Origin of the sequence: Pseudomonas syringae pv. tagetis (genome assembly GCF_022557255.1) — a bacterium.
GTDB classification, from domain to species: Bacteria; Pseudomonadota; Gammaproteobacteria; order Pseudomonadales; family Pseudomonadaceae; genus Aquipseudomonas; species Aquipseudomonas caricapapayae.
The window spans coordinates 4,919,509-4,933,653 of the sequence record NZ_CP092923.1 but is presented as its reverse complement, the minus strand read 5'-3'; the positions used below and the strand labels follow the sequence as shown (position 1 = coordinate 4,933,653).

15 protein-coding genes and 2 pseudogenes are annotated in these 14,145 nt (G+C 57.4%); 10 read left to right on the top strand and 7 right to left on the bottom strand.

Features of this window, described 5'->3' with window-relative positions; all coding sequences use genetic code 11:
- Positions 1-27 precede the first annotated feature (27 nt).
- Positions 28-525, bottom strand: a complete 498-nt coding sequence (locus tag MME58_RS21930) for a GreA/GreB family elongation factor (protein ID WP_024658800.1) — start codon at positions 523-525, stop codon at positions 28-30.
- 75 nt (positions 526-600) lie between these two features.
- A complete protein-coding gene (locus MME58_RS21925) occupies positions 601-954 on the bottom strand; it encodes a hypothetical protein (RefSeq protein ID WP_003379727.1) in 354 nt (117 codons plus the stop codon).
- A 195-nt stretch (positions 955-1,149) separates the two neighbouring features.
- Here MME58_RS21925 and MME58_RS21920 point away from each other — a divergent pair, with 195 nt between their 5' ends.
- The 3 genes and pseudogenes from MME58_RS21920 to MME58_RS21910 form a co-directional block, all read left to right on the top strand.
- Positions 1,150-1,623 (top strand): CesT family type III secretion system chaperone, encoded by a 474-nt coding sequence (locus MME58_RS21920; RefSeq protein ID WP_005770157.1) that lies wholly within the window; start codon positions 1,150-1,152, stop codon positions 1,621-1,623.
- A gap of 12 nt (positions 1,624-1,635) precedes the next feature.
- Positions 1,636-2,532 (top strand): ADP-ribosyltransferase domain-containing protein, encoded by an 897-nt coding sequence (locus MME58_RS21915; protein WP_082427551.1) that lies wholly within the window; start codon positions 1,636-1,638, stop codon positions 2,530-2,532.
- 230 nt (positions 2,533-2,762) lie between these two features.
- Positions 2,763-3,109: pseudogene (locus tag MME58_RS21910) on the top strand (ADP-ribosyltransferase domain-containing protein); the annotation flags it as partial.
- Between the two features lie 58 nt (positions 3,110-3,167).
- Here the strand turns inward: MME58_RS21910 and MME58_RS21905 are convergent.
- A pseudogene (locus tag MME58_RS21905) lies at positions 3,168-3,392 on the bottom strand (DUF4105 domain-containing protein); the annotation flags it as partial.
- A 159-nt stretch (positions 3,393-3,551) separates the two neighbouring features.
- On the opposite strand from MME58_RS21905, the gene MME58_RS21900 reads away from it, so the two are divergent.
- Together MME58_RS21900 and MME58_RS27615 are read left to right on the top strand one after the other, a co-directional pair.
- A complete protein-coding gene (locus tag MME58_RS21900; RefSeq protein WP_054984813.1) occupies positions 3,552-4,025 on the top strand; it encodes a CesT family type III secretion system chaperone in 474 nt (157 codons plus the stop codon).
- A gap of 260 nt (positions 4,026-4,285) precedes the next feature.
- Positions 4,286-4,573, top strand: a complete 288-nt coding sequence (locus MME58_RS27615) for a type III effector (protein ID WP_162491465.1) — start codon at positions 4,286-4,288, stop codon at positions 4,571-4,573.
- On the opposite strand, the gene MME58_RS21890 is transcribed toward MME58_RS27615, so the two are convergent.
- Positions 4,512-6,365 carry an Lnb N-terminal periplasmic domain-containing protein gene (locus tag MME58_RS21890; protein WP_055006675.1) on the bottom strand — a complete coding sequence of 618 codons (1,854 nt, stop codon included), beginning with the start codon at positions 6,363-6,365 and terminating at the stop codon, positions 4,512-4,514. The two genes, MME58_RS27615 and MME58_RS21890, sit on opposite strands and share 62 nt — an antisense overlap.
- 72 nt (positions 6,366-6,437) lie before the next feature.
- Positions 6,438-6,926 (bottom strand): DUF3015 domain-containing protein, encoded by a 489-nt coding sequence (locus MME58_RS21885; protein WP_007252444.1) that lies wholly within the window; start codon positions 6,924-6,926, stop codon positions 6,438-6,440.
- A 277-nt stretch (positions 6,927-7,203) separates the two neighbouring features.
- Here MME58_RS21885 and MME58_RS21880 point away from each other — a divergent pair, with 277 nt between their 5' ends.
- The 5 genes from MME58_RS21880 (at position 7,204) to MME58_RS21860 (ending at position 11,963) form a co-directional block, all read left to right on the top strand.
- Entirely contained in the window at positions 7,204-9,639 is a 2,436-nt protein-coding gene (locus MME58_RS21880) for a Lon protease family protein (protein ID WP_054984815.1), read from the top strand.
- Positions 9,640-9,824: 185 nt separating this feature from the next.
- Entirely contained in the window at positions 9,825-10,154 is a 330-nt protein-coding gene (locus MME58_RS21875; RefSeq protein WP_054984816.1) for a PA4575 family protein, read from the top strand.
- A 133-nt stretch (positions 10,155-10,287) separates the two neighbouring features.
- Complete coding sequence (locus tag MME58_RS21870) at positions 10,288-10,776, top strand: TIGR00645 family protein (protein ID WP_054984817.1); 489 nt, start codon at positions 10,288-10,290, stop codon at positions 10,774-10,776.
- Positions 10,777-10,883: 107 nt separating this feature from the next.
- Complete coding sequence (locus MME58_RS21865; protein ID WP_054984818.1) at positions 10,884-11,192, top strand: DUF6482 family protein; 309 nt, start codon at positions 10,884-10,886, stop codon at positions 11,190-11,192.
- Positions 11,193-11,345: 153 nt separating this feature from the next.
- Entirely contained in the window at positions 11,346-11,963 is a 618-nt protein-coding gene (locus MME58_RS21860; protein ID WP_054984819.1) for a BamJ family beta-barrel-assembly machinery protein, read from the top strand.
- A 79-nt stretch (positions 11,964-12,042) separates the two neighbouring features.
- Here MME58_RS21860 and MME58_RS21855 read toward each other — a convergent pair whose 3' ends face one another.
- Both MME58_RS21855 and MME58_RS21850 read right to left on the bottom strand, forming a co-directional pair.
- A complete protein-coding gene (locus tag MME58_RS21855; protein ID WP_002555214.1) occupies positions 12,043-12,285 on the bottom strand; it encodes a PA4570 family protein in 243 nt (80 codons plus the stop codon).
- A gap of 256 nt (positions 12,286-12,541) precedes the next feature.
- A complete protein-coding gene (locus MME58_RS21850) occupies positions 12,542-14,125 on the bottom strand; it encodes a peptide chain release factor 3 (protein ID WP_054988435.1) in 1,584 nt (527 codons plus the stop codon).
- Positions 14,126-14,145 lie beyond the last annotated feature (20 nt).

The window sequence follows — 14,145 nt, the reverse complement described above, 5'->3', positions numbered from 1 at the left end:
TCGGGAGCGGCGCTGCCGTTGTCGGCCTTAATGATCGGGTTCGATCAGCAGCACTTCAATCGTCTGGTCCCCCGCCGGGCGCTTCCACATCACCTCATCGCCTTTCTGCGCGCCAATCAAGGCGCGGCCCAGTGGTGAACCCCAGTTGATCAGCCCCTTGGCCGCATCAGCCTGATCTTCACCAACCAACTGCACACGCTGATGGTTGTCGTCTTCGTCCGCAAACGTGATCCAGCTGCCAATCTGCACCGTCTCGGTCGACAGGGCCGGCGCAACTACCTGCGCGCTTTGCAGGCGCTGGTTGAAGTAACGCAGGTCACGTTCCAGGTCGGCGAGGCGTTGTTTGTCAGAGGCCTCGCCCAGTGCATTTTGCGCGCTGTGCTGTGCCTGCAGGCTGCCGACGTGTTCTTTCAGTAACGTCAGGCCGTGCGCTGTGACGTAATTGGTCTGTGCGCTGACCAGCCGCTCTACCGGTTGTTCGGCATCGGCGGCAGCGTTGTCTTCGTTTACGAATGCGCGACTCATGAAATGTCCTCCCTAATCAGGGTTGGGCCGCACGAGAAGGGCATTGGTTTCGTCAATCTTGCAGAGTGCCGACCGTCAGTTCGGACGATAGGCCTTGGCCGCGCTGCGGGTTTTTTCCCGTTCCCAGGCCCGGTCGCGATCATTGAAGACCTGGCCGGGGTCGAGGCGGTCACGGTTGTCCTGTGACGCCTGGCACTGACGGAAGCCGTCGGTCCAGCCTTCGGCGTACAGCTTGTCCTTCAAGTAGCGGGGCACGTTCTTTTTGAATTGGCCGGTGCTGGCACCTGCGGCGTCCCGGCCACTGCCGCAGCCGTCCTGATAACCCTCGGCAAACCCCGGTGGATAACCCTCGGCCAGCATCTGGTCGCGGGTGGACTGACAACCCGCCAGCACGATGGCCAGCGACAACAACAGCCAATACTGCTTCATGGTGGTTTCCTCTTATAAAAAGAGTCTAGAAGCAAATGTGTTGGTTATTTGTAAAAGCGACGTAGGGAATGTGTGATGTCACGATAGCGGCTTTTTTCTCCCGCCGAATGCCACGGTAGCTTGACGCTTTGATTTGGAACCGGACGAGGCTTTTTACCACTCAATGGAAAGTTCTTATTGCCAGGTATTAATGTCATGAATGCGTTCGCAACCGGTCAGCTTGAATACAGCCTGAAAAAGCTGGGATACGATGCCGCCGCTTTGCAGGCCCTGCGCGAAGAAGGGTACTTGCTGTGGAAAGGGAAAAACGACCAGACCAGTTTGCTGGTGCCCTCGGCCGATCTGGATGCACTTTTCGTGATCAACACGTTGAGCTATATCGACCCCGAGCATGACGGACGTCTGCTGGCGCTCGCATTGCACCTTAACCTGTCCCCTGTCCATACGATGAGCGCCTGCATAGCCCTTGATGTCGAGCAAAACACGCTATGCCTGCGCTACACCCATGACCTTGGCGGAAGCGGGGCAGACACCCTGTTGCTTGCGCTCGAAAACGCTCAGGCGCTGGCTGAACAGGTCAGGCAGGTGATCGAAACCTTCAGGCGTGACCAAGGGCGCCCGTCCGGGCAAACGTCTTTGTCCCGGCAATCCAGTGCTCTGATGCGATAAGAAGAGATTGGTATGAAAATATCCGGCTCCACATCGCCTGCAAACACCTCAACGAATTCCGCGCAGAAGTCCTCTTCAAAAGGGCTGCTGAGTGGTTTGGCCAAGCATTTCAAGGGGATGCTCGTTTCGGGCAACACTTCTGGTCATTCGGCGCTCGGGCATTATGCGTCATCCAGTAGTGGCTCTAAAGGCAAGGCGCCAGTACGGGGCGATTACAGCAACGAGCCACAAACACGCCTTAACGACACACCGCTGAAACGGGCGCTGGCTCGAGAGCTTGATCGCTTTGGCTACGGGTCATCGGCGACGGAGTCTTTTGACCGCTCATTGCAGCGTAAGGATCAAAATCCAGCGCTTAATCATCTTGATGATGACGAGTACCTGGCATTGCGGATGTACACCACGCCGTTCTATAAGGCCGTTAGTCATCAGCTTCGCGACGGTAAGCCGTCCGAAGACATGAAGGTGGTCGTGCAGGCCATGAATAACGGCTTGAAACGCTTGGCAGAGCAGCCTGGCAATGTCTTCCAGGAGACGCTTTATCGCGGCATTAATAAAGTAGTGGATGACAAGTTCATACATAAAAATTTCAAGCTTGGGCAGGTATACCGCGACAAAACGTTTCTCAGCGCCACGCCCGATCTGTCGACGGTTAATGCAACGTTTACCCAGCACTCCGTAAAGAGTTCCAAGACCAGCACATCAGGATCGACGTATCAACGCAGTCCATTGCTGGAGATTGAGAGCCATTCTGCGGTACGCGTCAGACAGGTGTCGCTTTCGAGCGCTGAAGACGAGGGGATTTTTGCTCCTGATACCCCTTTTCTGGTTTCGGACAAGAACAGGACTGACTCGGGTCGATGGCACATAAAACTCAAGGAAATCGACGAGAGCAACGAATCTTCCTGAATATAAGAGGCGCTGTGTATGAATATCAGTCCTGTATCGGCTGCCCACGGTAGCAGCCATATGCCAGCTCTATCCAAAGCATCGTCGGCCTCAAACGGTCCTTCCACGGCTACGCTTTCTTCCAGTCATGAACACGCGCTGAGCCAGAACTGTGCCAGCAATTAAAATGGAAATTGCGCCCCAGTCTCCCCAAAGGCCCGTCGCCCAGACTTTCTCAGGCGCTGTCTTCGATGATCGTGCAAGGTGTGAAGTGGCTTAAAAGTCAACTCAAGTCACTGTTTTCGGATGTGGAGCCTCCAAACAGTATGATCAAAAAGGCGCTTGGTGAAAAAGACGGCCACCCTTTTGTCTAGCGCTTTTCAGACGACGAATTTCTTGCGATCCCTCTCTATACACGTTCTCTTCGCAGACCGATCAACCATCACCTGCGGGGTTCCCCGAAAAATGATGTCGTGCCTTTTGTCGAGGCACTGAAAAGCGGTTTGGCCACGCTTGCTCAAAACCCTGATTATCGGGTGCCTGGTCAGTTGAACAGAGGCTCAAGAAAAAGATGACTGATGGTGACGTCATGAGCCGTTTAGCGCGCGACCGACGAGCCAGTCGAGCACTCATCCGCTGATCGGGGGCTTGCCCCATCAGTAGTGATACCACTTCACATCAAGCATCACTTCGTTCTGTGGGTCGATCATCTGGCCGAATTCGCGTTAAGCGCTCAGGCGCAGGTTGCTGATTAAGGCTGACGCTGCGGCGCAATTATCCGTTGGTTAAGTAGTAGCCCTTGGCTTCCAGGCCGAGTTTTGTGGTGGATTGCGCCACTGCATGTCGGTTTTTAAGCCGGCGGCTGTGGAGGTGAACTTGGCCCCTGCTCCCAAGCACGATCGCGCTTATGTGTTGGATATTTGTAAAAGCGAAGTAGGGAATGTGTGATATGAGCATAGTGGCTTTTTCGGTGGCGTCGCCGGAACCCCTGCGCGTCCAGCGCCACTCAGTGACAGGACTCACTGCAAGGTACTTATGCCATGATCGCGTTCGCAACCGGACTGCTAGAACACAGCCTGAAACGGCTTGGATACGACGACGCAGATTTACAATCTCTTCGGGATGAAGGGTATTTGCTGTGGCACGGAAACAACGGTCACACCAGCCTGTTGGTGCCCGCTGCTGGCGGGGATGCGCTTTTTGTCATCAGCACGCTGAGCTACATCGATCCTGAACAGGACGGGCGGCTGCTGGCGCTTGCGCTGCATTTGAACTTGTCGCCAGCCCATACCCTGGGCGCCAGTATCGCGCTGGATATCGAACAAAATACCTTGTGCCTGCGTTACACGCACGACCTCACCGGGCACGGCACAGACAGTTTGTCCCGCGCGCTTGAAAGCACTCAGGCACTTGCCGAGCAGATCAAGCAGGTCATCGAAACCTTCCGGAGTGAATTCGGACGCCCGCCAATGCCCGCCCACACAGCCCGACGGCCAGATGCCGTGGCGCTTTAGCCGGAGAGGTCCTCGTGAAAAAGTCTGGCGCTGGAACTCAAGCCTATACGTTGTTCGCCTCTGCGACGGGAAGCTCGTCGAAGGGCGTTTTAAGTACCCTTGCCAGGCATCTGACGGGATGTTTTGCGCCCAACAAGGCTGCGCTTTATTCAGCAACAGCCGTTGCGCATGAAACATCACCGGGCAGTTATTCTGTCGCCGCCAGTGTGCATGCCTTGTCGGTTGATCACCGTCAGCCGGCGCTGACGCGGCTCAATAACGTGCTGTTCAATCAGGCACTGGCGCTGGACCTGGAGCGTTTTGACGAGGTCGCGTCAGCCGACGAAATGTTCCGGCCTTCGCTGAAACGCAAGGGCACCCATCCCCGATTGGTCGACTCACTGGATGACGAGCATCTAGCTGTGCAAACCATGGAGAAGGGCCTTAAACGGCTGGCAGAGGATCCTGCGCAGTCCTTTGCGCGATGCCATTGCGTTTTTTACCCGATCAGTAGTGATACCACTTCACCTCAAGCATCACTTCGTTCTGTGGCGAGCTCATCTGGCTGAATTCGCGTTGGGCACTCAGGCGCAGGCCCAGGTTGCGCGACAGCTCCCATTGCTGATTGAGGCTGACGCTGCGGCGCACTTCGCCGTTGGTGAAGTAATCGCCCTTGGCTTCCAGGCTCAGGTTGCCCAGCGGGTTGCGCCACAGCACGCCGGTGTTGAAGCCGGCGGCGGGGGAGATGAACTCGGCAAAATCGTTGTTGTGCTCGACACGCACCGTGCCCAGCGCAAAGCCCAGCACTTCGTCACCCAGTTGCCAGGTGCCGCCACCGCCACCGTTCACATGGCTGACGAGGTTTTCGTCGCCATGCTTGCCTAACACACGCTCCAGCCCGCCAGTGACTTGCCATGACCAGGGTTTGAGCAGTTCGGTGCGCGGTGTCAGGGAGCGGATGGTGGCAAGATCCAGTTGCTGCACTTGCCAGTCGTTGCCTTCGTATTGGCGCACCTTGAGCTGCAGAATCTCGATTTGTGCACCCAGCGGAAAACCATAGGCATTGTCGTTGAGGTCGTGATAGGCCATGCGCAGCCCGTATTCGGCAAACGCCTTGTCACCCCGTGTTCCGGCCCCCAATTGCCAGGTACGTGATTCATGACCTTCTTCCGGCAGGCCGGGGCGCGGGATGTCCAGTTGTGGTGGCGGGTTCTGATTGATCGCCTGCAGCAGCTCGAAACTGCGTTGCGAGCGCTGTGTGTCGCGTTCAAGCCCATTGGCTCGGTAGCGCTCCAGGCGATAGGCCGCGTCTTGAATCAATGCGCGACGTTCTTTCGGCTGGGCGAGGTACTGGCTGTCCTGCAACTGTTTCTGATCGGCACTGACTTTCAATACCCATTGTTGCTCATCGGCATCGAGGGGCGCGGCGCGGCTCAGCAGTTCCCGCTCGCGGGACGGGCGATAGTCGATCTTCTCCACCAGTCCTGCGGCCTTGATCGCCTTGACCGTATCGGTCGGAATCGCGGTCAGACCGAACTGCTCGGTAAGATTCAGTCCCGGACGGGCGACCTGCAGCAATTCCAGCAGGCGGTATGAGCAGTTTTCGTCAAAGAAAAAATAGCTGAAGCGGATCTGTTTCAGTTCCCAGACATGCTCGACCATACGCCCGGTTTCTTCCGGGGTCAGGTTCAACCGGTATTCCCACAGGTCACGGTTTTCCAGGCTGCGGTATTCCGACAGTTTTTCCTGATAGGGCACCAGCGCAAACAATCCTGGATAACCGCCCGCCAGGCCTTTCCAGGCATACAGAATGCTGTTGTCCATCCCCTCGATGTAGGCACCGAAGTTGATTGCATAGCTCAGTAACGTGGTGTTGTTGGTTTTCGCGCTGGCCGGGTCGATGCGCAGCAACGTATGACCAAACATCGAGGAGGGGCTGTTGAGGTACGCGGCCGGGAAGATCAGTACGGTGCTGTCCGGGGCCACATCCTTGTACCAGGCCTTGAACTCCTTGCAGTCCGGCGTCGGCAGGCCGGTCAGTTGCAGTTGGTCGCGCAGCCAGCGGGTACGGGCCGGGTACACGCACTGAGCGTGGGTCTGTTCGTTGGTGACGGGAGCATAAATGGCATCAAGTGTTGCGCTCAGTTCCGCCTTCGGGTCGTGGGCACCGTTGGCAGAAAGAAAAAATTTCGGGTCTGTCACATAGCTGCGCCAACCACCGAGCTTGCCTGCCTCGTAGTGACCCAGTGAAATCCAGAATGGCTCGTTGGCCAATTGCTGCAAACGGTCAGCGGTGGCATGGGGTGCCGCAGACAAGGGGGCACAGACAAACAGCGCCAGCGATACAAGACGTTTGAGCATAGAGGGCAACTAGTCAGGGGAGGTCAGGAAAGGTGGTCCCGCCCTTTGCGAGGAAAGGGCGGGCGAACGACTTTAAGCCTGGGTAGCGTACTTGGCCAGCGTCGGATCGTTTTTCAGCACGTTGACAGTGTTGGTGTGAACGTCTTCAGCGGTGGCGTCGGCCTTGCTGAAGATTTGCGAGAAGTGCTCGTGAGTGACCGCAGCGAAGTGCTGGCGATCTTCTGGTGCAACGCCCAGTACGACAGCGTAGGTAGTCAGTGCTTCACCCTGACCCATGGCCATGTCCTTGGAGAGTTCATCCATCATGCCGTTCATGGCAAGCCAGGATTTACCGCCGTAGGTCAGTGCGCTGTTGGTCGAACAGCCGTTGGTGCCGGAGGTCATGCCGAAAGTGGCATTGCCCGAAGTACCGTTGGTGGTTGAAGCCAGGAAGTGAGCTGGTGTACCGCGCTGGCCTTCAAACAGCATGTTGCCCCAACCGCAGTCAGGACCGCCTGGGGCTTGAGCCATAGCGTTGATGGATACAGCGGCGAAGAGCGTTCCAAGAAGAATCCGTTTCATAGCTTTTTCTCTTTTTAATTCAGCCAAGGGTCGAGTTTCTTGAGTAGTCACATCAAGACAGGCGGCTAACCAGCAACCACCTGTGCAATTTGGAGCTTAGGCGGGTTCGAAGGGTTCCGTGAGCTATTACAGATTATTGCCGGAAATAGATTTTTTTTCGTGTAGCAAGCGATGGCTTCACGGCTGTAAGCGCCTTTGAGATCTTTCCTGCCTTGCAAGTCTTGTACGGCGAGCGCCAGAATGCCGACATCTGCCCCGCCTGATGTAAGGATTACTGATGCCCGATTCCGTCGCAGCCAACCTACGCCTGGCACCACATGCGCTGACCCGTCCGTTTTCCGCTGAGCAGTTCAGCTTTGCGACCACTCACGAGCTCGAACCCTTTCGCGGTGTCCTTGGCCAGGAGCGTGCCGTAGAGGCCCTGCAGTTCGGCGTTGCCATGCCGCGCCCCGGTTACAACGTATTTGTCATGGGCGAACCCGGCACTGGCCGCTTTTCGTTCGTCAAACGCTACCTCAAGGCCGAAGGCAAACGGATGCAGACGCCTTCGGACTGGGTCTACGTCAATAATTTCGATGAGCCCCGCGAGCCGAAGGCCCTGGAGCTGTCACCGGGCACTGCTCATGAGTTCACGGCCGACATCGGCGGTCTGATCGACAACTTGCTGGTGACGTTTCCGGCGGTTTTCGAACATCCGTCCTATCAGCAGAAAAAAAGCTCGATCGACCGTGCTTTCAATCAGCGCTATGACCGTGCACTGGATGTGATCGAGCGCCTGTCGCTGGAGAAGAACATCGCGCTGTATCGCGACAGCTCGAACATTGCCTTTACTCCGATGGCCGATGGCAAGGCGCTGGACGAGGCCGAGTTTTCGCAGCTGCCCGAGGCGGATCGCGAGCGTTTTCACGAAGACATTTCCGCCCTCGAAGAGCGCCTGAATGAAGAACTGGCCAGCCTGCCGCAGTGGAAGCGCGAATCCAACAATCAACTGCGTCAGTTGAACGAAGAAACCATCACGCTGACCCTGCAACCATTGCTGGCACCGCTCTCGGAAAAATACGCCGAGAACGCGGCAGTCTGCGCCTACCTGCAAGCCATGCAGGTGTACCTGCTCAAGACGCTGGTCGAGCAACTGGTCGATGACGCCAAGACCGACGCGCAGGCACGCAAGCTGCTGGAAGAGCAGTACAGCCCGAGCCTGGTAGTCGGTCACAACCGCGACGGCGGCGCGCCGGTGGTTTTCGAGCAGCATCCTACGTACGACAATCTGTTCGGACGCATCGAATACAGTACCGATCAGGGTGCCCTGTACACCACCTATCGCCAGTTGCGGCCCGGCGCGCTGCATCGCGCCAATGGCGGCTTCCTGATTCTTGAAGCGGAAAAAATGCTGGGTGAGCCGTTTGTCTGGGACGCACTCAAGCGCACCCTGCAATCGCGCAAGCTGAAGATGGAATCGCCGCTGGGCGAGCTGGGTCGCGTCGCCACCGTGAGCCTTACACCGCAGGTGATTCCGTGGAACGTCAAGATCATCATTATCGGTTCGCGTTCGCTGTATTACACCTTGCAAGACCTGGATCCTGACTTTCAGGAGATGTTCCGGGTACTGGTCGATTTCGACGAAGAAATTCCGATGGTCGACGAGACCCTCGAGCAGTTCGCTCAGTTGCTGAAGACCCGCACCTCGGAAGAGGGCATGGCGCCTCTCACCGCCGATGCGGTAGCGCGACTTGCGACCTACAGCGCCCGACTGGCGGAACACCAGGGGCGTTTGTCGGCGCGCATCGGCGACCTGTTCCAGCTGGTCAGCGAGGCAGACTTCATCCGCCAGCTGGCCAACGACGACAAGACCGACGCCGGGCATATCGAGCGTGCGCTCAAGGCCAAGGCCACCCGCACCGGGCGGGTCTCGGCGCGTATTCTTGATGACATGATGGCTGGCGTGATCCTGATCGACACTGACGGTGCGGCGGTCGGCAAGTGCAATGGCCTGACGGTTCTGGAGGTGGGCGATTCGGCCTTCGGCGTGCCAGCACGCATTTCCGCCACCGTTTATCCGGGCGGTAGCGGAATTGTCGACATAGAGCGCGAGGTCAATCTTGGTCAGCCGATTCACTCCAAGGGCGTGATGATTCTCACCGGCTACCTCGGCAGCCGCTACGCCCAGGAATTCCCTCTGGCAATATCCGCGAGTATCGCGCTTGAGCAGTCCTACGGTTACGTGGATGGCGACAGTGCCTCGCTGGGCGAGGCCTGCACGCTTATTTCAGCGCTGTCACGCACGCCGCTCAAGCAGTGCTTCGCGATTACCGGTTCCATCAATCAGTTCGGTGAAGTGCAGGCGGTGGGCGGGGTCAACGAGAAGATCGAAGGTTTCTTCCGTCTCTGTGAGGCACGTGGCCTGACCGGCGAGCAGGGCGCAATCATTCCGCATGCCAACGTCACTACGTTGATGCTGGACGAGCGTGTTGTGCAGGCTGTGCGTGACGGGCAATTCCATATCTATGCGGTGCGTCAGGCCGACGAAGCCTTGAGCCTTCTGGTGGGCGAGCCCGCCGGTGCGCCTGACGAGAATGGTGAGTTTCCGGAAGGCAGCGTGAATGCGCGTGTGGTGGAGCGCTTGCGCGACATCGCGGAAATGCTCAGCGACGAAGACCTCAAGGAAGAGCTGGAGAAGGAGCCGGCGCAGTTGCAGCCTGAGCTGAAGGTCTGACAACAGCGCTGTCCGGGCGGTATTGATGCCGCTCGGGTTGCGCTTGTCAGGGCTCCGTTCATCAGGGACATATTCGCTCGGGGCACACTTCTTCTAACCTTGATCATGACCGCAGTGACCAATGGGATTGGCGCGTATCCTGCTTTGCGAGCAGGATGAATACTCTTGCCGATCAGGAGCGCATCATGCAGCGTAGCCTTTGCCTTACCCGAGAATGCATGGGACTGATGACCCGCATCGAATGTGTCATTCGACCCCTTCCCCATGATGGCGGACAATGGATGGTGCTTTTCGCCGCAGGCATGGCCGATGAGCAGCCTTCCGCGATCAAGTCCCAAGGGCCTTTCAAGGGCCTGCCGGCAGCGCAGGCGGTATTGACGAGCATTCTGGAGAGCCTGTCATTGCATGGTTACCAGTGCGCCGATGATGTACCGATCTGGACTTTGCACGTTCAAGCCGAGTTGCGACGTATCAACAGCGATATGCTGGTGTGTGAACGCTCATCGCCTTTCTAGCCGGTCTCGGTTGCGCAATCGCGTTACGCGACAGTGCATGCCTGCTGGCTGTGCGATATTTTGTCGCACCTCCAGAGCCGTGCGTTACCGCTGATATACTCGCCCGCTCCTTCAAAACACCTTGCGAGTATCAATGGAACGTTTTTTTGAAAATGCCATGTACGCATCGCGCTGGCTGCTGGCGCCGATCTATTTCGGTCTTTCTCTCGGGCTGCTGGCGCTGTGTCTGAAATTCTTTCAGGAAATCTTTCACGTCATCCCGAACATTTTCTCTCTGGCTGAAGCTGACCTGATCCTGGTGTTGCTGTCGCTGATCGACATGGCGCTGGTGGGTGGCCTGCTGGTGATGGTGATGATTTCCGGCTACGAGAATTTCGTATCGCAGTTGGACATCGATGAAGACAAGGAAAAGCTGAACTGGCTGGGGACGATGGATTCGTCCTCGCTGAAGATGAAAGTTGCGGCGTCCATTGTGGCAATTTCTTCGATCCACCTGCTGCGGGTGTTCATGGACGCCACCAACATCAAGACCGAGTACCTGATGTGGTACGTGATTATCCACATGACGTTCGTGATATCCGCGTTTGCGATGGGCTATCTGGACAAGCTGACCAAGCACTGAGGCGATGAAGGATAAAAGGGGCGGGCGGTTTCGTGTCTGGCATGTCGCCTCCGTGTGTTGTAAAACGTCTGTTCCGATGCATTAGACGTTGCGCAGGAGAGTCGACCATGAATTACCAGGAGTTTACCGATCACGCCCGGGCCGGTCGGGTCGATGAGCTGAACCTGATCTCCATCGAAGGTGGCATCTACCTGCTGGATGTACGCATGAACGGCACCTCGGTGATGCTCAAGGATCCGGCAGGCAAGACGCTGCATCTTCGCTCTGTGGAGCATGCCCGGGAGTTGCTGAAGGACATGCCGGTGGTGCCGTTCTATCTGGTGCATTGTGTGGTGCATGACGAACTGTGCGGCATGCCGGTGAACGATCGCTCCGAGATGCGTATGCCGATCTCCTTTCATTCATCGTGGTCCTGACCGTCAGGGGCAAATCGCTAGTGCGGTAGGGACCGTGAGGGCAATTGTGCTAGGCTGCTTGCCCTTTTGGTTCGGGGCGCATCAGGGTGTAGCGTGATTGCCGTTCAGGTTTTACGCGATTATCGACTGCGCGCCCCTCTGCGGAGCAGTGTCATGTCCGAAGTCAATCTGTCCACCGACGAAACCCGCGTCAGCTACGGCATTGGCCGTCAGTTGGGCGACCAGTTGCGCGACAACCCGCCACCGGGCGTCAACCTGGAAGCCATCGTGGCAGGTCTGCGCGATGCGTTTGGTGGCCAGCCAAGCCGTGTGGGTCAGGAAGAAATGTCCGCCAGCTTCAAGGTCATCCGTGAAATCATGCAGGCCGAAGCCGCCGCCAAGGCTGAGCAGGCTGCCGGGGCTGGCAAGGCCTACCTGGCTGAGAACGCCAAGCGCGAAGGCGTGACCACGCTGGCTTCGGGTCTGCAATTTGAAGTCCTGACTGCTGGTAATGGTGCCAAGCCAGGCCGTGAAGATCAGGTGCGTGTTCATTACCACGGCACTTTAATCGACGGTAATGTCTTTGACAGCTCCTACGATCGTGGCGAGCCGGCCGAGTTTCCGGTCAGCGGCGTGATCGCGGGCTGGACCGAGGCGCTGCAACTGATGAACGCTGGCAGCAAATGGCGTCTGCACGTACCGAGCGAGCTGGCTTATGGCGCTCAGGGCGTTGGCAGCATCGCACCGCACAGCGTGCTGGTGTTCGACGTGGAACTGCTGGACGTTCTGTAATCGACGTGTTCGATACAGAAAAACGCTGAACGAATCACGCTGATTCGTTCAGCAGCGGGATTGTGCTGTTGCTTCATTCTCAGTGCAACTCACCCATGGGGCGCAACGCTCGCGCATAGCAGAACAGAAACAGATTTCTCACCAGCTCCTTGAGCACCAGTGGCTCGCTGGAGCTCAGGCTGCACACATCCAGATCGCCCTGATCGCGTAACTCCTCCAGTGCTTCCTCTTCCAGAACCGCACACACTTCGCCTGTCTCGCGATGGAGAATTCTCAGGTAAGGGTGGGGCCGGTCCAGCCATGCATCGATCAAATAGGTCATGTCTCATCTCCTGTCCAAGTAAGATGAGAATAATTCTTATCGGGATAATAGCAAGGCACTATTGAGATTAATTCTCATTTTGCGCCGAATGGTTGATCCAAGTCAGTGAATGTTCCGGGAGGATTGGACGCAGAGCGTCCAGAACGGCATGCGACGCAGAGCGTCGCACGATAGTCGCCGTTGAGATTATCGTTCCTCACGCTCCAGCGCGGGAATGCCGTTCCCGACGCTCTGCGTCGCACGATAGCCTGGATTATCAATGATGCTCGCGGGTGGCGCGGAATTTCACGTCTGGCCAGCGTTCTTCCATCAGCGCCAGGTTCACGCGGGTAGGGGCGAGGTAGGTCAGGTGACCGCCACCGTCTACTGCCAGGTTTTCCACGGCCTTGTTCTCAAACTCCTCGAGCTTCTTCTTGTCGTCGCAGTCGATCCAGCGGGCAGACCAGACAGTGATCGGCTCGTAAGCGCATTCGACCTTGTATTCTTCCTTCAAACGGCTGGCGACCACATCGAACTGCAGCACACCGACGGCACCGAGAATGATGTCGTTGCTGCGCTGCGGGAAGAACACCTGTGTGGCGCCTTCTTCGGCCAGTTGCTGCAGGCCCTGACGCAATTGCTTGGATTTGAGCGGGTCCTTCAGGCGCACGCGGCGAAACAGCTCCGGGGCGAAGTGCGGAATACCGGTGAAACCCAGTGCTTCGCCTTCGGTGAAGGTATCGCCAATCTGGATGGTGCCGTGGTTGTGCAGGCCGATGATGTCACCGGCATAGGCTTCTTCCAGTTGCTCGCGTTCCGACGAGAAGAACGTCAGCGCGTCGCCGATCCGCACATCCTTGCCCAGGCGCACATGGCGCATTTTCATGCCCTTGTCGTAACGTCCCGAGCAGATACGCATGAAGGCGATACGGTCGCGGTGCTTGGGGTCCATGTTCGCCTGGATCTTGAACACGAAACCGCTGAATTTCTCTTCGGCTGGCTCGACGGTCCGCTCGTTGGCCACACGTGCCAGCGGCTTGGGAGCCCAGTTCACTACGGCATCGAGTACATGGTCGACGCCGAAGTTGCCCAGCGCAGTGCCGAAGAACACCGGGGTCAATTGGCCGTCGATGAATTCCTGCTGGTTGAACTCGTGGCAGGCGCCCTGTACCAGCTCCAGTTGCTCGACGAAACGATCGTACTCGTCGCCCAGGTGGGCGCGGGCTTCGTCCGAATCGAGCTTTTCGATGATTCTGGTTTCGGTACGCTCGTGGCCGTGACCTGCGGTATAGACAATGATGTAGTCATCGGCCAGGTGATAGACACCCTTGAAATCCCGGTAGCAGCCAATCGGCCAGGTGATCGGCGCAGCCTTGATCTTGAGCACCGCTTCGATTTCATCGAGCAGCTCGATCGGGTCGCGGATGTCGCGGTCGAGCTTGTTGATGAAGCTGACGATGGGCGTATCACGCAGACGGCAGACATCCATCAGCGCAATGGTGCGTGGCTCGACGCCCTTACCGCCGTCGAGGACCATCAAGGCCGAGTCGACAGCCGTCAGGGTACGGTAGGTGTCTTCGGAGAAGTCTTCGTGGCCCGGCGTGTCGAGCAGGTTGATCATGTGATCGCGATACGGAAACTGCATCACGGATGTGGTGATGGAAATACCGCGCTGCTTCTCCATTTCCATCCAGTCGGATGTAGCGTGACGGTCGGACTTGCGCGACTTGACCGTACCGGCGACGGAAATGGCCTTGCCCATCAGCAGGAGTTTTTCCGTGATGGTGGTTTTACCCGCATCCGGGTGGGAAATGATGGCGAAAGTGCGGCGTTTCGCGACTTCGGCGGCCTGTTGGGTCATGGGAAATCGCCTGGTACGGG

What these genes read in the sequence shown, in the direction of transcription:
- MME58_RS21930 (WP_024658800.1), bottom strand. Translation starts at nt 525, where the DNA reads ATGAGTCGCGCATTCGTAAACGAAGACAACGCTGCCGCCGATGCCGAA.
- MME58_RS21925 (WP_003379727.1), bottom strand. Translation starts at nt 954, where the DNA reads ATGAAGCAGTATTGGCTGTTGTTGTCGCTGGCCATCGTGCTGGCGGGT.
- MME58_RS21920 (WP_005770157.1), top strand. Translation starts at nt 1,150, where the DNA reads ATGAATGCGTTCGCAACCGGTCAGCTTGAATACAGCCTGAAAAAGCTG.
- MME58_RS21915 (WP_082427551.1), top strand. Translation starts at nt 1,636, where the DNA reads ATGAAAATATCCGGCTCCACATCGCCTGCAAACACCTCAACGAATTCC.
- MME58_RS21900 (WP_054984813.1), top strand. Translation starts at nt 3,552, where the DNA reads ATGATCGCGTTCGCAACCGGACTGCTAGAACACAGCCTGAAACGGCTT.
- MME58_RS21890 (WP_055006675.1), bottom strand. Translation starts at nt 6,365, where the DNA reads ATGCTCAAACGTCTTGTATCGCTGGCGCTGTTTGTCTGTGCCCCCTTG.
- MME58_RS21885 (WP_007252444.1), bottom strand. Translation starts at nt 6,926, where the DNA reads ATGAAACGGATTCTTCTTGGAACGCTCTTCGCCGCTGTATCCATCAAC.
- MME58_RS21880 (WP_054984815.1), top strand. Translation starts at nt 7,204, where the DNA reads ATGCCCGATTCCGTCGCAGCCAACCTACGCCTGGCACCACATGCGCTG.
- MME58_RS21875 (WP_054984816.1), top strand. Translation starts at nt 9,825, where the DNA reads ATGCAGCGTAGCCTTTGCCTTACCCGAGAATGCATGGGACTGATGACC.
- MME58_RS21870 (WP_054984817.1), top strand. Translation starts at nt 10,288, where the DNA reads ATGGAACGTTTTTTTGAAAATGCCATGTACGCATCGCGCTGGCTGCTG.
- MME58_RS21865 (WP_054984818.1), top strand. Translation starts at nt 10,884, where the DNA reads ATGAATTACCAGGAGTTTACCGATCACGCCCGGGCCGGTCGGGTCGAT.
- MME58_RS21860 (WP_054984819.1), top strand. Translation starts at nt 11,346, where the DNA reads ATGTCCGAAGTCAATCTGTCCACCGACGAAACCCGCGTCAGCTACGGC.
- MME58_RS21855 (WP_002555214.1), bottom strand. Translation starts at nt 12,285, where the DNA reads ATGACCTATTTGATCGATGCATGGCTGGACCGGCCCCACCCTTACCTG.
- MME58_RS21850 (WP_054988435.1), bottom strand. Translation starts at nt 14,125, where the DNA reads ATGACCCAACAGGCCGCCGAAGTCGCGAAACGCCGCACTTTCGCCATC.